Consider the following 16,842-nt stretch of genomic DNA (forward strand, 5'->3'; position numbering starts at 1 on the left):
AATCAGCCTAGTTGGAGCGCCACGGCGTGCCAGTGCACGGCGTCACGGCCGAGCCGGTCGGCGCCCTCGGCCACGGTCCGCAGCAGCCTCAGCCCCGCCTGCACGCCGCCGTGTCCGGCCACCTCCTCCGGCGGGATGTCGAACATCCGCCGGTCCAGGGGCGGCTCCCCGCGCCGCAGGGTGGCCGGCCGCCGCATCGCCACGGGCCGCTCCTCCGGCCGCAGGTGCATCCACACAGCGGACAGCAGGACGACGTCGTACGGCCCCCGCACGCCCGGTATCTCCGGCAGCGCGCCCGCCCGGCGCCGCCCCGTCCCGCCCGGTCCCCGCACCGACGTCCGGCACCCGCGCGGGCGCCTCGGGCAGCAGGTCCGGCAGCGCCCCGTGCACGTCCTCGAACGAGACGCTCTCGTAGACCCGCCCCAGCCGCTCCGCCGACTCGGCGTAGTACCCCTGCACCCCCGTGCTCTGATCCATACCCGAAACCGTACGGCCCGCCACTGACAACGCCCTCAGGCATGCGGCAGCGACTCCCCCTGCACCGCCTGCACATCGAGCTCGACCTTCAGCGTCGTACCGATCGCCGCGATCCCCGCCTGCACCACCTGGTTGTAGTTCATGGCGAAGTCCTCCCGCCGCAGCTGGGTCGTCGCCCGGAAGGCCGCGCGGGTCCCGCCCCAGGGGTCGGCGCCGGTGCCCAGGTACGACAGGTCCAGGTCCACGGGCCGTACGACACCGCGCATGGCGAGTTCGCCCCGCACGGTCCACCGGTCGGTGCCGGCCACCGTCAGTCCCGTCGACCGGTAGGTGATCTCCGGGTACCGCTCGACGTCCAGGAAGTCCGCCGACCTCAGGTGCTTGTCCCGCATCGCGTTCCCCGTGTCGATGGAGGCGGCCCGGATCACCGCCTCCACCCGGGACTTGGTCACGTCGTCCGGGGCGACCTCGATCGCCGCCGTGAAGTCGGTGAAGCGGCCGTGCACGCTGGAGATGCCCAGGTGCTGGGCGACCGCGCCCACACTGGAGTGGGCCGGGTCCACGGTCCAGGGCCCCGGCGGCGGGAGTTCCGCGCCGCCGATGCGGGCCAGGGTGACCGTGCCGACCTCGGCCCGTCCGCTCGCTGTGACGATCGCGCTCGACGCGGCGGGCGCGTAGCCGACGGCCGTCACGATGACGGTGTACGGCCCCGGCTCCAGCGGAGTCCCGTCCCGTACGGCGCCCTCCGGGTCCGCCTGCGCGCGCAGCACCTGCGTCCCGGTCATGTCGGTCACCGTGACGACCGCGTGCGACACGGCCCAGCCGTCCCGGGTTCGGATCCTCGCGGTCAGTCCCATGTCACGTACCTCCTCGAAGAAGACCGGCCCGTGGCGGGCGCGCGCCTCCGCTCGGAGCGCGCTCCCTGCCACGGGCCGGAGCGGTTGAACTACTCGCCGGGGTGGGCGAGTTCGATGTCGTGGCCGTCGACGCCGGGGCCGTTCAGCGTCAGGGCCGTCGCCTGCGGCGGGTAGCCCGTGGCGATGACCGTGTACTCGCCGCCGTCCAGGTCGGTGAAGGCGTACGCCCCGTCCGACCCGGTGGTGGCGGTGCCGACCACGTTGCCGGCCGCGTCCACGAGAGTGACCCGCGCGTCGGCCAGCGGACCGTGCGGCGCCCGTACGACGCCCTGGAGGCGGGCGCCCGCATCGAGGTCGACCTCGATCCGGGTGACGCCGGTGCCGCCGACCTCGACGGGCAGGGCGCGCGGCCGGAACCCGGCGGCGTTCACCGCGACGGTCACCGCACCCGGCACCAGCTCGCCGAAGGCGAACTCGCCCTGCTCACCGGTGGTCCCGGTGGCCAGCAGGTCGCCGCGCACATCGGTGACGATCACCATCGCGTCCTTGACCGGCTCCCCGTTCTGCGCGGCCCGCACGAGCCCGTTCAGCCCGCTGGTTCCGCTCAGGAGGATGTCGTAGGCCACCGGCTCGCCGCCCACCAGGACGGTCGACGCCTGCGGCTGGAAGCCGTCCGCGGAGGCGATCAGGACGTACGACCCCACGCCCGGCGCCTCGACGGCGTAGGAACCGTCGGCCTGCGTGACCGAGCGGCCCAACTGCCGTCCCCCGAGCGAGATCAGCGTGACCGCGGCCTGGGGGACCGGCGCGCTCTCGGCGCCGCGCACGAAGCCGCGGACCGGGATGCCGCCGGAGCCGGCCGGGGACTCCTCGGGACGGGCGAGGGTGGCCACGGCGGACAGCCGCTGCGTGCCCTCGGGGGCGGTCTCGGTGTCGGCAGTGGTCGTGGCCCAGCTCGGGGTGTGCCCGGCAGCCGGGGCCTCGGCCGCTTCCGCGGGCACCTCGGCCGATTCCACGGGCGCCTCGGCCGGCGAGTCGTCCGCCGAGGCCTGCGCCAGCCCGCCCTTGGTCCGCAGCGGAACCTCCTTGATGAACAGGGTGATCAGGAACGCGACGGCCGCGAGGGCGCCGGCGATCAGGAACACGTCGGCGATGCCGTGGCCGTAGGAGCTCTCCATGAGCGTGCGCACCGGGGCCGGGAGCTTGGCCAGGTCCGGGATGCTGTCGGTGGAGGAGCCGGAACCGGCCAGGGCGGCCTGGTACTTGGGGTCGAGGGCGGCGACGCCGTCCGACACGTAGTGCGTGATCCGGTGGGACATGACCGCGCCGAGCGCGGAGACGCCGACCGCACCACCGAGGGAACGGAAGAAGGTGACCGTCGAGCTGGCGGAGCCGAGGTCGCTCGGGTCGACCTGGTTCTGGGTGCACAGCACCAGGTTCTGCATCATCATGCCGATGCCGAGACCCAGCAGGGCCATGAAGATCGACATCTTCCAGTACGCCGTGTCGTACCGGATGGTGCCGAGCAGACCGAGACCGGCCGTCACCAGCACGCCACCGCTGACCAGCCACGCCTTCCAACGCCCGGTGCGGGTGATGAACTGCCCGGACACGGTGGAGGAGATGAAGAGCCCGCCGATCATCGGGATCGTCATGACGCCCGACATCGTGGGGGACTTGTCGCGGGCCAGCTGGAAGTACTGGCTGAAGAAGACCGTGCCGGTGAACATCGCGACACCGACGAACAGCGAGGCCAGCGAGGCGAGGGTGATCGTGCGGTTCCTGAACAGCCGCAGCGGGATGATCGGCTCGCGCACCTTGGACTCGACCAGCACGAAGATCAGACCGAGGACGATCGAACCGCCGACCATCGCGTACGTCTGCCAGGAGATCCAGTCGTACTTGTCACCGGCGAAGGTGACCCAGACGAGCAGCAGCGAGACAGCGGCGGCGATGAAGAACGCGCCGCCCCAGTCGACCTTCACGTCCCGCTTCACGACGGGCAGGTGCAGGGTCTTCTGCAGCACGATCAGCGCGATGACGGCGAAGGGGACGCCGACGTAGAAGCACCAGCGCCAGCCCAGCCACGAGGTGTCGGTGATGACACCGCCGAGCAGCGGGCCGCCGACGGTGGCGACGGCGAAGGTCGCGCCGAGGTAGCCGGAGTAACGGCCGCGCTCACGCGGGGAGATCATCGCCGCCATGACGATCTGCGCGAGGGCGGACAGGCCGCCGACGCCGATGCCCTGGACGACTCGGCAGGCGATCAGCATGCCGGCGTTCTGCGAGAGACCGGCGGCCGCGGAGCCCAGGACGTAGATGACCAGGGCTATCTGGACGAGCGCCTTCTTGCTGTACAGGTCGGCGAGCTTGCCCCACAGCGGGGTGGCCGCGGTCATCGACAGCAGGGCGGCGGTGACGACCCAGGTGTAGGCGGACTGGCCGCCGCCGAGGTCGCTGATGATGTGCGGGAGCGCGTTGGTGACGATCGTGGACGACAGGATCGCCACGAACATGCCGAGCAGCAGGCCGGAGATGGCCTCCATGATCTGCCGGTGCGTCATCGGGGCGTACTCGGCGGAGCCTCCCCCGTGCTTGGCGTGAGCCCGCACACCGGTTGGTGTGGTCGTTGCCATGGGCTTCCTTCTCTTACTGGGTGATAGCGGGTGTACGGGTGGTCTGTTCGTGTACGGGGGGTGCGGGCGGCCGGGTTTCGGGACGCCGGGGGTCGGGGCCGTGGGTGCGGGTGCGGGTGCCGTGGGAGCGGAGCTCGTGGGTGCGGGTGTCGTGGGCGCGGGTGTCGTCGAAGCTCGCTCGCAGGCGGGCCATCAGCGTGGTCAGCTGGGCCACCTCGTCGTCGCTCCAGTCGCTCATCCGCTCGGCGAGCATGTGGCAGGTCCGGCGGGACAGCTGGTCGAGGAGCGACCGGCCGGCGGGCGTCAGCCGCAGGATGCGGGAACGCTTGTCCGCCGGGTCGGGGGAGCGTTCGATCCAGCCGCGCTCGGCGACGTGCGCCACGTGGCGGCTGGTGACCGACATGTCCACGGCGAGCAGCTCGGAGAGCTTGCTCATGCGCATGTCGCCGTAGCGCCCGAGCAGGGTCAGCACGGCGGCGGAACCGGCGGGGCACTCGGACGGCATCATCCGTCCCATCTCCCTCTTCACGGCTCCGAAGGCGCTGAACTGGCGGATCAGCTCTTCGTATCGCGCCTGCTCGGCCATCACACCTCCCGTATTCGTTGCTTAGGGCAACCATAGGCGTGCTTGGTTGCTACAGGCAAATAAAACGGGGTGGGTGCGGCGCAAAACCTTGGCAAAGGCAAGTATTGCGAGCGTAAATCAGCACGTGGGACCTGCTGGTGTCCCGGGCGGCCCCGCACTTGGGCCCGACTCCCGGATTCGCTAGGGTCTCTGGGCATGGCTGACAACCAGGGCCCTCAGGGCAACTACGACCCCGCCGGCAGCACCCAGATGTTCCGCGCGTTCGTCGACGAGGGACCGCAGGGCGGCCGGCAGCAGGCCGCACCCGCCGCTTCGGGCGGCCCGCGCATCGGCCTCATCATCGGCGTGGTGATCGCGGTGGCGGTTGTGGCGGGGGTGGCTTGGCTGGCGCTCAAGTAGGCATGCGGGTGCGGGTTCGGTGGGGGCGGGCGTTTTTGCGCAGTTCCCCGCGCCCCTGGATGCCTGCGGCGCAGCTGCGGCCCCGGTGGGGGCGGGTGTAGCGCGTGCGGGTGGGTTGTGGGTCGGGGCCGGGGTGGGGGGTATCCGTCCTCGGTCCGGCGGTTCTGCTGCTTTAGCTGTGCTCGGTGCCGGACGCCGGCCGCTGCGGGCGGACACCCCCCACCCCGTCCCCTTCCCGCCGTACGCGGCCACCGGTCCGTCGTAGCGCGCGAAGTGACGAACGGACCGTCGTGGCGGGCGAGGTGACGAACGGCCCCTCCTGGCGCAGGCGACTGCACCTACCCAGGGGCGCGGGGAACTGCGCGACCAGCCCCCACGCACCCGCGCCCGCCCGACAACCTGACCCGGTACCCCCTCAGGCGCCCGGTCCCAGCCCAGCGCAGCTGCCCGACAACCTGACCCGGTACCCCCTCAGGCGCCCGGTCCCAGCCCAGCGCAGCTGCCCGCGGGGAACTGCGCGACCAGCCCCCACGCGCCCGCAGCCGCCCGACAACCTGACCCGGTACCCCCTCAGGCGCCCGGGCCAAGCCATGCGTAGCGGTCAGTCCGAGATGAGGCCTTCTCGGAGCTGGGCCAGTGTGCGGGTCAGGAGGCGGGAGACGTGCATCTGGGAGATGCCGACCTCCTCGCCGATCTGTGACTGGGTCATGTTGGCGAAGAAGCGCAGCATGATGATCTGGCGCTCACGGGGCGGGAGTTTGGCCAGGAGCGGCTTCAGGGACTCCCGGTACTCGACGCCCTCAAGCGCCGTGTCCTCGTAGCCGAGGCGGTCCGCGAGGGAGCCCTCGCCGCCGTCGTCCTCCGGGGCCGGGGAGTCCAGCGAGGACGCGGTGTACGCGTTGCCGACCGCGAGGCCGTCGACGACGTCCTCCTCGGACACGCCCAGCACGGAGGCGAGTTCGGCCACCGTCGGAGAGCGGTCCAGCTTCTGGGAGAGCTCGTCGCTGGCCTTGGTGAGGGCCAGCCGCAGCTCCTGGAGGCGGCGCGGGACGCGGACCGACCACGACGTGTCGCGGAAGAACCGCTTGATCTCGCCGACCACCGTCGGCATCGCGAACGTCGGGAACTCCACACCGCGTTCGCAGTCGAAGCGGTCGATCGCCTTGATCAGGCCGATGGTGCCGACCTGGACGATGTCCTCCATCGGCTCGTTGCGCGAGCGGAAACGGGCCGCCGCGTACCGCACCAGCGGGAGGTTGAGCTCGATGAGGGTGTCCCGGACGTACGCACGCTCGGGGCTGTTCTCGTCGAGTGCGGCGAGCCGCAGGAAGAGGGAGCGGGACAGGGTGCGGGTGTCGATGGCTCCGGACACCACCGGGAGAGCCGGGAGAGCCGGGGCCGGCGCGGCCTCGACAGCCGTGACGTCGTCGAGTGCGGGCTCGGCCTCGCTCTTCGTGAGCGTGAGCACCTTCGAGCTGCCCTGATCTGCGGACATGCCACCCCCTTTGGGTCGCGGGACGGTCGCGGCGAACGCCCCGTGGTGGAACGTCAGCCTTCACCTGAATACCGGCGCCGAAGCCTCGGCAAACGCGCTTCCCGCAGAATGTCACATGTCGGCAACACGCTGTAGTGACATGTCGACATGTGAGACTCGAATACGCCCTGGATAAAGGGGGTCTGACGGTTTTTCGGCCCAGAAGGGTCAGGAACGGCGCTGGTGAGCGATTCGCTCGCGCCGGTTACTTCTCGATCCCGCTTGCGAACTGCGGTGTTCCGGAACGTGCGACCGTGCGCCCCTTATGCATCGGCAATCCGCCGAAGACTATGCGTCGATCCGATTGGCGGATCGCAGCCGCTGGAAGCTACGCGCGAGTAGCCTCGAAACGTGCATCTGTGAGACGCCGAGTTCCGCGCTGATTTGCGACTGGGTGAGATTGCTGTAGTAGCGCAGGAGAAGGATTCTCTGCTCCCGCTCGGGGAGTTGGACCAACAGATGGCGGACCAGGTCGCGGTGTTCCACGCCGTCCAGCGCCGGGTCCTCGTAGCCGAGCCGGTCGAGCAGGCCCGGCAGTCCGTCGCCCTCCTGGGCCGCCTCCAGCGAGGTGGCGTGGTACGACCGCCCGGCCTCGATGCAGGACAGCACCTCGTCCTCGGTGATGCGCAGCCGCTGGGCGATCTCGGCGGTGGTGGGGGTGCGTCCGAAGGCCGTGGTCAGGTCCTCCGTTGCACCGTTGACCTGGACCCACAGCTCGTGGAGGCGGCGGGGTACGTGGACGGTGCGGACGTTGTCCCGGAAGTACCGCTTGATCTCGCCCACGACGGTCGGCATCGCGAAGGTCGGGAACTGCACGCCCCGGTCCGGGTCGAAGCGGTCGATGGCGTTGATGAGCCCGATGGTGCCGACCTGGATCACGTCCTCCATCGGCTCGTTGCGGGAGCGGAAGCGGGCTGCCGCGTAGCGCACGAGCGGGAGGTTGGCCTCGATGAGCGCCGTCCGCACCCGGTTGTGCTCCGGCGTGCCGGGCTGGAGCTCCTTCAGCTGGCCGAAGAGCACCTGGGTGAGCGCCCGGGTGTCGGCGCCGCGACTGCGTGGGGCGGCCTCCTGGGGGGTCTCCTGGGGAGGCGCGGTACTGGCCGACACGGTCAACGCCACCTCTTCATTGGTTAACTCATCCGTCAAAAGCGGTCATAGCATCACAAGACATGTGCACTGTGTGCAAGCACCGCATAATGTTGGGTTACGCCGTGTTGAGGGGCGACATGGGGTGAAAGACGCAGAAAAACCTCCCGCCGTTCCCGGCAGGAGGCTTCGGAGCGCCCGGGCTCAGTACGCGTAGTCCGCGATCACCCAGGTCGCGAACTCCTTCCACAGGGCCACGCCCGCCTGGTGCTCCGGGTGCTCGACGTACGTGCGCAGCGCGGTCACGTCCTCGAACCCGGAGTTGATGGCGAAGTCGTAGGCGATGGGGCGGTCGCTGAGGTTCCAGCCCAGCTCCCAGAAGCGGATCTCGGGGATCTTGCCCTCCAGCGCGCGGAAGGCCTCGACGCCCTCGACGACGCGCGGGTCGTCCCGCTCGACACCTTCGTTGAGCTTGAAGAGGACGAGGTGGCGGATCATCTGAACTCCCAGCTAGTGCGCGCCGTCGGCCAGCCATGTGAAGAAGTCGCCCACGGCCTTGGCGGCGTCCGATATGCCCTGGAACCCTATCTGCACGTAGTCGGCGGCCTTGGCCGGGTCCGTGATGATCACGTACAGCACGAAGACCACGAGCACATAGACGGCGAGCTTCTTTCCGTTCACCGCCACCGCGGCCTCCCCCGCTTCTGATACTGCTGTTCCTACTGGGGCGCGAGTGTAGCCGGGGTGATCAGTACGCACGAAGGGCCCCGTCTGTCGACGGGGCCCTTCTCAAGCGGTAGCGGAGGGATTTGAACCCTCGGTGACTTGCGCCACACTCGCTTTCGAGGCGAGCTCCTTCGGCCGCTCGGACACGCTACCGAGGGAGACCTTACAGCAAGGTGCAGCCTGCTTTGAAATCGGTATTCAGCGGTCGCGGAAGAACGCGGTGAGGAGCTGGGCGCACTCCGCCGCGAGGACGCCCTCGACGACTTCCGGGCGGTGGTTGAGGCGCCGGTCGCGGACGACGTCCCACAGGGAGCCGGCCGCGCCCGCCTTCTCGTCCCGGGCGCCGTAGACGACCCGGTCCACCCGGGACTGCACGATCGCGCCCGCGCACATCGTGCAGGGCTCCAGCGTGACCACGAGCGTGCAGCCGGTCAGCCGCCACTCGCCGAGCTCCGCCGCCGCCCGCCTGATCGCGAGGACCTCCGCGTGTGCGGTCGGGTCGCCGACCGCCTCGCGTTCGTTGTGGCCGGCCGCGAGCACGGTCGTACCGTCCGGGGACAGTACGACGGCGCCCACCGGCACGTCCGTGCCCGCGCGGCCGGCCTCGTCCAGGGCGAGCCGCATCGCGGGCCGCCAGCGGTCGCGTACCGGGTCCGGGACGTCCTCGTGCCCGGTCCCCGCGGTCAGCGGACGGTCTCCAGGACCTCCGAGGCGCCCAGGGCCTCGGCGATCGCGGTGAGGGCGTCCTCCGACAGGGCCTTCAGCTCCTTCACGCTGACGCCCAGGTCGTCGAGGACCTGGGGGTCACCGACCGGGCCGTGCGGCACGGCCTCCCCGGAGCCGACCGCCTCGGCGGTGACGTCGTCGTCCTCTTCCTCGTCCTCCCCGTCCTCGGTGCCGTCGAGGTCGAGGGCGTCGAGGTCGGGGTCGTCGGCGGGATCCCTTCCGAGCAGTTCGTCGGTGAGCAGGATCTCGCCGTACGAGCTGCGGGCAGCGGCGGCGGCGTCCGAGACGTAGATACGAGGGTCTTCCTCGCCGTCGATGCGGACGACGCCGAACCAGGCGTCCTCCTGCTCGATCAGCACGAGCACCGTGTCGTCCTCGGCCGCGGCTTCCCGGGCGAGGTCGGCCAGATCCGACAGCGTCTCCACATTGTCGAGGAGCTCTGTGTCGCTCGCTTCCCACCCGTCTTCGGTGCGCGCGAGCAGTGCGGCGAAGTACACCGTGACTCTCCCACTGGTCATAGGTGTGCCGGTCGGGGGTCCCCCCGGCGGAGGTTCAGGTGGGGAGAGCTCGGCTCCGAGCCCCACCCACTCGGAATCGTGGCAGAAACAAGGCGTTCAGGGGACGTCTTCGGCACCCTGTGTCCGGTGGTTTTGATCGCACGCGCGTCGGCACGTCGGTGAAGGACTCACCAGCGCACTCGTCGTTGCCACGAGCGGGATCGTACGCGGCTTTCCCAAGGGCCCACGCACGGCCACCTGTTCAGGGCGGGTCGAGTTACGTGATCTTGCTTACCAACGGAAGGTCCGCATGCGCATCGCGTGGCGCAGCCGGGCCACCTTCGCGCGGCGCGGCTGCACCCGGTCGCGCAGTTCTCGGGCCTCCGCGAGATCGCGCAGGAACTGCGCACGACGGCGACGGCGTTCGGCGTCGGTCTCCTGTGACGACGGTTCGTGCTCAGGCAGGTCAGGCATCGGTTCATCACCCCAGTCCGTCCCTCCCACGTTCCCCCCGTCGGGCGGTTTGACGCCAGCGCGAGGGGTTCGATGGTCCCGGCTACTGTTGTGGACATGCGTCTCCACGTCGTCGACCACCCTCTGGTCGCCCACAAGCTCACCGCGTTGCGCGACCAGCGCACCGACTCCGCGACCTTCCGCCGCCTCGCCGACGAGCTGGTCACCCTGCTCGCCTACGAGGCCACCCGCGACGTGCGGACCGAGGCGGTCGACATCCGCACCCCGGTCGCCGCCACGACCGGCGTGAAGCTCTCCTACCCGCGCCCCCTGGTGGTGCCGATCCTGCGGGCCGGGCTCGGCATGCTGGACGGCATGGTCCGTCTGCTGCCGACCGCCGAGGTGGGGTTCCTCGGCATGATCCGCAACGAGGAGACGCTCCAGGCCACGACGTACGCGGCGCGGATGCCGGAGGATCTCTCGGGGCGCCAGGTGTACGTCCTCGACCCGATGCTCGCGACCGGTGGCACGCTGGTGGCGGCGATCCGTGAGCTGATCAAGCGGGGTGCGGACGATGTGACGGCGGTGGTGCTGCTGGCCGCGCCGGAAGGCGTGGAGATCATGGAGCGCGAGTTGGCGGGTACGCCGGTGACGGTGGTCACTGCTGCGGTCGACGACCACCTCAATGAGCATGGCTACATCGTCCCGGGGCTGGGGGATGCGGGCGACCGGCTGTATGGGGCGGCGGAGTAGTTCGTTGTCGTCGTCGTTGGTTGGGTGCGGGTTCGGTGGGGGTGGGCGTTGTTGCGCAGTTCCCCGCGCCCCTGGATGCCTGCGGCGGCCTGTGCGGCCCCGGTGGGGGCGGGTGTAGCGCGTGCGGGTGTGTTGTGGGTCGGGGCCGGGGTGGGGGGTGTCCGTCCTCGGTCCGGCGGTTCTGCTGCTTGAGCAGTGCTCGGTAACGGACGCCGGCCGCTGCGGGCGGACACCCCCCACCCCGTCCCCTTCCCGCCGTACGCGGCCAACGGCCCGCCGGGGCGCGCGGTCCGGCGAACGGTCCATCGTGGCGCAGGTAACTGCAACCCCCTAGGGGCGCGGGGAACTGCGCGACCAGCCCCCACCGGTCCGCACTCGCCCCACAACCGAACCCGGCACCCTCGTAGGCGCCCCGCTCAAGCCCAGCGCAGCGGAACCGCGGGGAACTGCGCGACCAGCCCCCACGGGCCCGCACCCGCCCGACAACCTGACCCGGCACCCTCCTGGGCGCCCCGCCCAAGCCCAGCGCAGCTACCCGCAGCTCTTCTTCGAGGTCGTCGGCTTCGGGGCGCTCAGCGCGGTCAGTGCCTTGTCGGCTGCCGCCTTGGGGTTCAGGCTCTTGAAGCCGTTGCCGATGATCAGGTCGAGCTCGGTGCCCTTGCGGGTGTCCGTGCGGGTCTCCGCGGAGGCGAGCTGCGTGCTCAGGACCGGCAGGGAGGTCTTGAGGGCGGACGACGGGCCGAGCAGTACCCCCGTGCCCTTGACCTTCTTGTCGTAGGTCGCCGTCGCGTTGCCCACGTCGCCGATCTTGAAGCCCCGCTTCTTCAGCTCGTCCGCCGTCTTCTTGGCGAGTCCGCCGCGCGCCGTGGCGTTCAGGACGTTGACGGTGATCTGGCCAGGCTTGGGGAGAGGTGCCGCGGAGACGGAGGGGGACGCGCCGGCCTTCGTCGGGCAGTTCGTCTTGGAGCCGGCCGCGGAGGCCCGGTCGCCGCCGCCGGTGAACACGTCGATGAGCTGGAGCGTGCCCCAGCCGACGAGGCTCAGCGCGGCGACGGAGGCCACCACGCCGACCACGAGCCTGCCGCGCCGCCGGGGCCGACGCATCCGGGGGTACTTGTCGCCCGTGATCCGGTACTTACCGCCCATGCCGGGGGGCGTCAGCATGCTCATGGGCGCAGCGTAGTGCGCCCGGGCGGCAATGCCTACTAGATGATCATTGGCCGCCGCGCAGGAGAACCCGAAAGGGTCAAACCTTTACAGCACGGTCACTCAGTCCAGCTCGAGCACGCGCGCGTGCAGAACCTGCCGCTGCTGGAGCGCCGCCCGCACCGCGCGGTGGAGGCCGTCCTCCAGGTACAGGTCGCCCTGCCATTTCACGACGTGCGCGAACAGGTCGCCGTAGAACGTCGAGTCCTCGGCGAGCAGGGTCTCCAGGTCGAGTTGGCCCTTGGTCGTCACCAGCTGATCGAGGCGGACCGGGCGCGGTGCGACGTCCGCCCACTGCCGGGTGCTTTCCCGGCCGTGGTCGGGGTACGGCCGGCCGTTTCCGATGCGCTTGAAGATCACACGGAAAGCCTACCGGTCAAGACCTTCCGGGCGCAGCCATGGCGAGCGAGTGCGACGCTTGAAAAAAGCCTCAAAAGGGTCCAAACGGGAGCAGGGGTTTGGTATGAGCGAGCGAAAGACCCCGCCGGAGGGCGTGACGGCGGCCGCCGCGGCAACCGCCGACCGGTCCATGCCGGAGGCACAGTCCGGCCCCGCCGCGCTGCCCCGGCAGGCTCTGGAGATCGCCGCCGGTTACGCCTTCACCGGGCCCGCGCTCGATCTCGGCGCGCTGCTGTGGGACGGCGTCTGCCTCCCGGACGCGCAGGTCAGGATCCCCCTGCCGATGCTCAACCGGCACGGGCTCGTCGCCGGCGCCACCGGCACCGGTAAGACCAAGACGCTCCAGCTCATCGCCGAGCAGTTGTCGGCGCAGGGGGTCCCCGTCTTTCTCGCCGACATCAAGGGCGATGTGTCGGGGATTGCCGAGCCGGGTGCGCGGAACGAGAAGGTGCAGGCCAGGGCCGCGGAGGTGTACCAGCAGTGGGAGGCCACCGGCTTTCCCGCGGAGTTCTACGCCCTCGGCGGCATCGGGCACGGCATCCCTGTCCGGGCCACCGTCACCAGCTTCGGGCCGCTCCTCCTGTCCAAGGTGCTCCAGCTCAACCAGACCCAGGAGCAGTCCCTCGGCCTGATCTTCCACTACGCCGACCAGAAGGGGCTGGAACTGGTCGACCTCAAGGACCTGCGGGCCGTCGTCGCCTTTCTCACCTCCGACGAGGGCAAGGGTGAGTTGAAGGGCATCGGCGGGCTGAGCACGGCCACGGCGGGAGTGATCCTGCGCTCTCTCACCGCCTTCGAGGCGGAGGGCATGGCCGACTTCTTCGGGGAGCCGGAGTTCGACACCGCCGAGCTGCTGCGGACCGCGGAGGACGGGCGTGGTCTGGTGTCCGTCCTGGAGCTGGCCGCCGTGCAGGACCGGCCGCGGCTCTTCTCGACCTTCCTCATGTGGCTGCTCGCCGATCTCTTCCACGATCTGCCGGAGGTCGGGGACGTCGACCGGCCGAAGCTCGTCTTCTTCTTCGACGAGGCGCATCTGCTCTTCAACGGGGCCTCGAAGGCGTTCCTCGACTCCCTCACGCAGACCGTCCGGCTGATTCGCTCGAAAGGGATCGGCGTCTTCTTCGTCACGCAGACCGCGAAGGACGTACCCGCCGATGTCCTCGCCCAGCTCGGCAACCGGGTCCAGCACGCGCTGCGGGCCTTCACGCCGGACGACCAGAAGGCGTTGAAGGCGACCGTGAAGACCTTTCCCAACTCCGCGTACGACCTGGAGGAACTGCTCACCGGCCTGGGAACGGGGGAGGCCGTGGTGACCGTGCTGAGCGAGAAGGGGGCTCCGACGCCCGTCGCCGCGACCCGTCTGCGCGCTCCCGAGTCCCTGATGGGGCCCGTCGACGCCGGTGCGCTGGACTCGGCGGTCAGGTCCTCCTCGCTGTACGGGCGTTACGCACAGGCTGTGGACAGGGAGTCGGCGTACGAGAAGCTCGACTCCCGGGGCGCCAAGGGCCCGGACGAGATGAAGGCCCAGCGCCGGTCGCATGAGGAGGATCCCTCCGTCGTCGAACAGGTCGTCGGCAGCGGGATGTTCAAGTCGCTCGCGCGGTCGGTGGGTACGCAGATCGGGCGTGAGATCACCCGTTCGATCTTCGGTACGGCCCGGGCCCGGAGGAGGCGGTAGCCCGCCTCCTCCGGAGGATCAGCCCTGCTTCTCCTCTCGTGGCGGCGGCTGCTTGTGCTTGTTCGAGCTCTGCGGTTTCGGCGCACTGCGTGCGGCCTCCGCGCGCAGCAGGGCGCGCAGGACCGCGTACGGGTCGACGGGCATGGCGGTGTTCCTCGCGTGAGTCGTGAGTGCTGAGCAGGCATGGGGGGCGGGCTCTGTCAGCAGCGCAGGACCACAGAGCGCAGGGCGGGCCATACGGACGGCGGTCGCGGGGACGCCGGGAGCGGACGACGGTCCGCCGGCACGCCGGGACACGTCTCCGGTCGCGGAGCAGGGCGCAGAGGTACGACCGTCCGGTGGACGGCCCGAGCCGGTGGCCGCAGGGCCGTGTCGAGGACGTCGTACTCGACGAACTCCCCGGCCGGGACGGGCGGCATCGCATGCGCCTGCACAGGTGCCCCGGGAACCAGCAGCGCGAGCAGCAGCACGAGCACCCGCAGCCAGCCACGGCTGCAGGGGGCATGTCGTACGGAACTCACACAGGTCGTCTCCCCCTCCGGCACGCGCGCTTCATCACTTCGGCCCCGCAATTCACCCGGCCGCAGCAAAGCAACGGGGACGGCGGGGGCGGTGGTGGTCTGGTGTCCGGGGCGGTGTGGCGGTGGCTGGGGAGTTTCGGGGGTGGTGCCTGGCGGTCGTCGTCCGGGGGTGGCTCGTTGTGCGGGTCACGGCGGGGTCACACCGTGCGCGGCACCTGGCGGGCTCGGGCGCGGATGCTGAGGGCGGTGACGATCTCCACGACTCCGACGACGACCAGCCAGATGCCGCCGACCAGGGTGAGGACGGCGACCGACTCGAAGGGGGAGTCGATCAGCACGATCCCGGCGACGAAGGTGAGCGCCCCCAGGAGGAGCTGCCAGCCGCGGGCCGGCATGGAGCGGTCGGACGCGGCGGCCAGGGCCTGGGTGATGCCCCGGATCAGCCAGCCGATGCCGATCCACAGGGCGAGCAGCAGGATCGACCGCATGGGGCCGCGCAGACAGAACAGGCCCAGCAGGATCGACAGGGTGCCGCTGACGAAGGCGAGGACGCGCAGGGCGGTCGTCTTGTGCGTGCCGAAGGCCGCGACCAGCTGGAAGACACCGCTGATCAGGAGGTAGACGCCGAAGAGCACCCCGGCCGCGAGGAGGGAGGCGCCGGGCCAGACCAGGACCAGGACGCCCAGGATCAGGGAGGCGACACCGGTGAGCAGGACGACCTGCCAGGCGGCCTTCGCGAGGGTGTGCAGAGGGCCTTCGAAGGGCGGTTCGGGGGCGTGTGCCGAGGTGCCCGGCGGGTGGCCTGCGTGGACCTTGCGGTCGTCGAAATGGTCCTCGAAACGGTCATCGAACTCGGTCATGGTCCATGCTGGGACCTCGGTGCGCTGCGTGGCCACCCGGGGCGGGCCACCCGGCTGACTAGGACTTTCCGGCTGCTTTGGCCGCCTTCGCCGCCGCCTTCATCTCCTGTTTGTGCGCGCGGACCTTGGTCAGCGACTCGGGGCCGGTGATGTCGGCGACGGACCGGAAGGACTTCGGCTCGCCGTAGGCGCCCGCGGCCTCCTGCCAGCCCTTCGGTCGGACGCCGAGCTGTTTGCCCAGCAGTGCCAGGAAGATCTGTGCCTTCTGCTTGCCGAAGCCCGGCAGTTCCTCCAGGCGGCGCAGAAGCTCGCGGCCGTCGTCCACGCCCTTCCAGACCAGCTCGGCCTCACCGTCGTAGTGCTCGACGAGGTACTGGCACAGCTGCTGGATCCGCTTGGCCATCGAACCGGGGTAGCGGTGCACGGCGGGCTTCTCGGAGAGCAGCGCGGCGAAGGCATCCGGGTCCTGCGCGGCGATGTCGTGCGCGTCGAGGTCGCTCGCGCCGAGGCGGTCCGCGATGGTGCGGGGGCCCTTGAACGCCCACTCCATCGGTACCTGCTGGTCCAGCAGCATCCCGACCAGCGCGGCGAGCGGGGAGCGGCCGAGCAGCTCGTCGGCCTCGGGGTCCTGGGCGAGGTGAAGGGTGACGTCCATGTCCCCGATCATGCCCCCGCCGGCCGCGCGCCTCTACCGGGAGCCGGCGGGCAGGTCCCGCCAGTAGCCGAGCGCGTGCACCCGCTGCTTCGGCACGCCGAGCTCCTTGCGGACGTACGACGACAGGGTCCGGGTCGTCGCCGTGTCGCAGGCGATCCAGACGTACGCGTCCGGATGGTTCTTCAGCAGGCCGGGCAGGTCCGCCTTCGCCTGGGCGACCAGGTGCGCCCCGGAGTCGAGGCGGAGCACCCGGCGGACCTCGTGGCGGGACGGATCGGTGCGGAAGGGGAGGCCCTCGTCGCCGCCCTCGAACCAGACGGTCGCGGGGGAGGAGTCCAGGGCGGCGAGGAGGGAGTTGAGGGCGGGCAGGGAGGCCGGGTCGCCGAAGGCGAACACGTGGGTGGGCTCGGGGTCGGGGCGGTCGAAGCCGGTGCCGTGGACGGTGGCCTCGACGGTGTCACCGGGCTTCGCGGTGCGGGCCCAGTCGCTGGCGATTCCGTCGTGCAGCGCGAACTCCAGGGTGAAGGTGCCCGCCTCGGGGTCCGGGTCGACCAGGGTGTACGCGCGTTGGTGCGGCTTACCCGCGGCGGCGAACCACAGGCGCACCCACATCGTCGGATGGATGCCGGTGACCGCCAGCATCCCGCCGTCGGTGAGATGCACCCGCCGGTACGCGTCGGTGACGTCCTCGGCGCCGGTCACGGTGAACACGAAGTCCTTCGCGCGCAGCAGTCGCAGGACCGCTCCCTCCCAGCCGTGCCCCTGCCCCATGGTCTTGTCGCCCTTCGCGTAG

The 16,842-nt window shown here is 70.6% G+C and carries 21 protein-coding genes and 1 tRNA gene; 3 read left to right on the forward strand and 19 right to left on the reverse strand.

The genetic code is table 11. The features are described 5' to 3' along the window. Positions 1 to 2: 2 nt before the first annotated feature. The 4 genes from D1369_RS21205 to D1369_RS21220 form a co-directional block, all read right to left on the reverse strand. Entirely contained in the window at positions 3 to 332 is a 330-nt protein-coding gene (locus D1369_RS21205) for a hypothetical protein (RefSeq protein WP_007383135.1), read from the reverse strand. 180 nt (positions 333 to 512) lie between these two features. Further along, on the reverse strand, positions 513 to 1,334 hold the full coding sequence (locus tag D1369_RS21210) for a YceI family protein (RefSeq protein ID WP_007383134.1): 822 nt from the start codon (positions 1,332 to 1,334) through the stop codon (positions 513 to 515). An 89-nt stretch (positions 1,335 to 1,423) separates the two neighbouring features. Further along, positions 1,424 to 3,970 (reverse strand): MFS transporter, encoded by a 2,547-nt coding sequence (locus D1369_RS21215; protein WP_007383133.1) that lies wholly within the window; start codon positions 3,968 to 3,970, stop codon positions 1,424 to 1,426. Positions 3,971 to 3,983: 13 nt separating this feature from the next. Further along, positions 3,984 to 4,556 (reverse strand): MarR family transcriptional regulator, encoded by a 573-nt coding sequence (locus D1369_RS21220; RefSeq protein WP_007383132.1) that lies wholly within the window; start codon positions 4,554 to 4,556, stop codon positions 3,984 to 3,986. A gap of 195 nt (positions 4,557 to 4,751) precedes the next feature. On the opposite strand from D1369_RS21220, the gene D1369_RS21225 reads away from it, so the two are divergent. Next, entirely contained in the window at positions 4,752 to 4,955 is a 204-nt protein-coding gene (locus D1369_RS21225) for a hypothetical protein (RefSeq protein ID WP_007383131.1), read from the forward strand. Between the two features lie 601 nt (positions 4,956 to 5,556). Here D1369_RS21225 and D1369_RS21230 read toward each other — a convergent pair. From D1369_RS21230 to D1369_RS21260, 8 genes are all read right to left on the reverse strand, one after another. Next, positions 5,557 to 6,450 (reverse strand): RNA polymerase sigma factor SigF, encoded by an 894-nt coding sequence (locus tag D1369_RS21230; RefSeq protein WP_007383130.1) that lies wholly within the window; start codon positions 6,448 to 6,450, stop codon positions 5,557 to 5,559. Between the two features lie 327 nt (positions 6,451 to 6,777). Continuing rightward, positions 6,778 to 7,608: an RNA polymerase sigma factor SigF gene (locus tag D1369_RS21235; protein ID WP_205574485.1), complete on the reverse strand. Its 831-nt coding sequence runs from the start codon at positions 7,606 to 7,608 to the stop codon at positions 6,778 to 6,780. Positions 7,609 to 7,779: 171 nt separating this feature from the next. Beyond that, complete coding sequence (locus tag D1369_RS21240) at positions 7,780 to 8,073, reverse strand: Dabb family protein (protein WP_007383128.1); 294 nt, start codon at positions 8,071 to 8,073, stop codon at positions 7,780 to 7,782. 12 nt (positions 8,074 to 8,085) lie between these two features. Beyond that, positions 8,086 to 8,262 (reverse strand): hypothetical protein, encoded by a 177-nt coding sequence (locus D1369_RS43025; RefSeq protein ID WP_031061661.1) that lies wholly within the window; start codon positions 8,260 to 8,262, stop codon positions 8,086 to 8,088. Positions 8,263 to 8,369: 107 nt separating this feature from the next. Further along, positions 8,370 to 8,454, reverse strand: a tRNA-Ser gene (locus D1369_RS21245). A 45-nt stretch (positions 8,455 to 8,499) separates the two neighbouring features. Further along, entirely contained in the window at positions 8,500 to 8,925 is a 426-nt protein-coding gene (tadA, locus tag D1369_RS21250; RefSeq protein WP_037900698.1) for a tRNA adenosine(34) deaminase TadA, read from the reverse strand. Between the two features lie 59 nt (positions 8,926 to 8,984). Continuing rightward, on the reverse strand, positions 8,985 to 9,524 hold the full coding sequence (locus D1369_RS21255) for a hypothetical protein (protein WP_007383125.1): 540 nt from the start codon (positions 9,522 to 9,524) through the stop codon (positions 8,985 to 8,987). Positions 9,525 to 9,815: 291 nt separating this feature from the next. After that, positions 9,816 to 9,998 carry a hypothetical protein gene (locus tag D1369_RS21260; RefSeq protein ID WP_007383124.1) on the reverse strand — a complete coding sequence of 61 codons (183 nt, stop codon included), beginning with the start codon at positions 9,996 to 9,998 and terminating at the stop codon, positions 9,816 to 9,818. 96 nt (positions 9,999 to 10,094) lie between these two features. Here D1369_RS21260 and upp point away from each other — a divergent pair, with 96 nt between their 5' ends. Then, positions 10,095 to 10,730 carry a uracil phosphoribosyltransferase gene (upp, locus tag D1369_RS21265; protein WP_031061692.1) on the forward strand — a complete coding sequence of 212 codons (636 nt, stop codon included), beginning with the start codon at positions 10,095 to 10,097 and terminating at the stop codon, positions 10,728 to 10,730. Between the two features lie 531 nt (positions 10,731 to 11,261). On the opposite strand, the gene D1369_RS21270 is transcribed toward upp, so the two are convergent. Both D1369_RS21270 and D1369_RS21275 read right to left on the reverse strand, forming a co-directional pair. Then, a complete protein-coding gene (locus D1369_RS21270; protein WP_106433504.1) occupies positions 11,262 to 11,900 on the reverse strand; it encodes a LytR C-terminal domain-containing protein in 639 nt (212 codons plus the stop codon). A 99-nt stretch (positions 11,901 to 11,999) separates the two neighbouring features. Then, positions 12,000 to 12,296 carry a type II toxin-antitoxin system VapB family antitoxin gene (locus D1369_RS21275; protein WP_003999914.1) on the reverse strand — a complete coding sequence of 99 codons (297 nt, stop codon included), beginning with the start codon at positions 12,294 to 12,296 and terminating at the stop codon, positions 12,000 to 12,002. A gap of 169 nt (positions 12,297 to 12,465) precedes the next feature. Here D1369_RS21275 and D1369_RS21280 point away from each other — a divergent pair, with 169 nt between their 5' ends. Beyond that, entirely contained in the window at positions 12,466 to 14,013 is a 1,548-nt protein-coding gene (locus D1369_RS21280) for a helicase HerA-like domain-containing protein (RefSeq protein WP_086023264.1), read from the forward strand. An 18-nt stretch (positions 14,014 to 14,031) separates the two neighbouring features. Here D1369_RS21280 and D1369_RS44550 read toward each other — a convergent pair whose 3' ends face one another. The 5 genes from D1369_RS44550 to D1369_RS21300 form a co-directional block, all read right to left on the reverse strand. Beyond that, the gene (locus D1369_RS44550) at positions 14,032 to 14,157 is read right to left on the reverse strand and encodes a hypothetical protein (RefSeq protein ID WP_272920817.1); all 126 of its coding nucleotides are present in this window, start codon (positions 14,155 to 14,157) and stop codon (positions 14,032 to 14,034) included. A gap of 56 nt (positions 14,158 to 14,213) precedes the next feature. Beyond that, positions 14,214 to 14,534, reverse strand: a complete 321-nt coding sequence (locus tag D1369_RS21285) for a hypothetical protein (protein ID WP_205574486.1) — start codon at positions 14,532 to 14,534, stop codon at positions 14,214 to 14,216. Positions 14,535 to 14,731: 197 nt separating this feature from the next. Beyond that, on the reverse strand, positions 14,732 to 15,394 hold the full coding sequence (locus tag D1369_RS21290; RefSeq protein ID WP_007383118.1) for an HdeD family acid-resistance protein: 663 nt from the start codon (positions 15,392 to 15,394) through the stop codon (positions 14,732 to 14,734). A 58-nt stretch (positions 15,395 to 15,452) separates the two neighbouring features. Then, the gene (locus D1369_RS21295; protein ID WP_037903443.1) at positions 15,453 to 16,049 is read right to left on the reverse strand and encodes an HhH-GPD-type base excision DNA repair protein; all 597 of its coding nucleotides are present in this window, start codon (positions 16,047 to 16,049) and stop codon (positions 15,453 to 15,455) included. Positions 16,050 to 16,082: 33 nt separating this feature from the next. Beyond that, complete coding sequence (locus tag D1369_RS21300) at positions 16,083 to 16,820, reverse strand: siderophore-interacting protein (protein ID WP_007383116.1); 738 nt, start codon at positions 16,818 to 16,820, stop codon at positions 16,083 to 16,085. Positions 16,821 to 16,842 lie beyond the last annotated feature (22 nt).

The sequence above is a fragment of the Streptomyces sp. CC0208 genome (assembly GCF_003443735.1).
Lineage (GTDB): Bacteria > Actinomycetota > Actinomycetes > Streptomycetales > Streptomycetaceae > Streptomyces > Streptomyces sviceus.

Bases quoted from the DNA above. Each gene is read 5' to 3' on its own strand.
- D1369_RS21210 (WP_007383134.1), bottom strand. From the start codon at position 1,334: ATGGGACTGACCGCGAGGATCCGAACCCGGGACGGCTGGGCCGTGTCG.
- D1369_RS21215 (WP_007383133.1), bottom strand. From the start codon at position 3,970: ATGGCAACGACCACACCAACCGGTGTGCGGGCTCACGCCAAGCACGGG.
- D1369_RS21220 (WP_007383132.1), bottom strand. From the start codon at position 4,556: ATGGCCGAGCAGGCGCGATACGAAGAGCTGATCCGCCAGTTCAGCGCC.
- D1369_RS21225 (WP_007383131.1), top strand. From the start codon at position 4,752: ATGGCTGACAACCAGGGCCCTCAGGGCAACTACGACCCCGCCGGCAGC.
- D1369_RS21230 (WP_007383130.1), bottom strand. From the start codon at position 6,450: ATGTCCGCAGATCAGGGCAGCTCGAAGGTGCTCACGCTCACGAAGAGC.
- D1369_RS21240 (WP_007383128.1), bottom strand. From the start codon at position 8,073: ATGATCCGCCACCTCGTCCTCTTCAAGCTCAACGAAGGTGTCGAGCGG.
- tadA (WP_037900698.1), bottom strand. From the start codon at position 8,925: ATGCGGCTCGCCCTGGACGAGGCCGGCCGCGCGGGCACGGACGTGCCG.
- D1369_RS21260 (WP_007383124.1), bottom strand. From the start codon at position 9,998: ATGCCTGACCTGCCTGAGCACGAACCGTCGTCACAGGAGACCGACGCC.
- upp (WP_031061692.1), top strand. From the start codon at position 10,095: ATGCGTCTCCACGTCGTCGACCACCCTCTGGTCGCCCACAAGCTCACC.
- D1369_RS21270 (WP_106433504.1), bottom strand. From the start codon at position 11,900: ATGAGCATGCTGACGCCCCCCGGCATGGGCGGTAAGTACCGGATCACG.
- D1369_RS21280 (WP_086023264.1), top strand. From the start codon at position 12,466: ATGCCGGAGGCACAGTCCGGCCCCGCCGCGCTGCCCCGGCAGGCTCTG.
- D1369_RS44550 (WP_272920817.1), bottom strand. From the start codon at position 14,157: ATGCCCGTCGACCCGTACGCGGTCCTGCGCGCCCTGCTGCGCGCGGAG.
- D1369_RS21290 (WP_007383118.1), bottom strand. From the start codon at position 15,394: ATGACCGAGTTCGATGACCGTTTCGAGGACCATTTCGACGACCGCAAG.
- D1369_RS21295 (WP_037903443.1), bottom strand. From the start codon at position 16,049: ATGGACGTCACCCTTCACCTCGCCCAGGACCCCGAGGCCGACGAGCTG.
- D1369_RS21300 (WP_007383116.1), bottom strand. From the start codon at position 16,820: ATGGGGCAGGGGCACGGCTGGGAGGGAGCGGTCCTGCGACTGCTGCGC.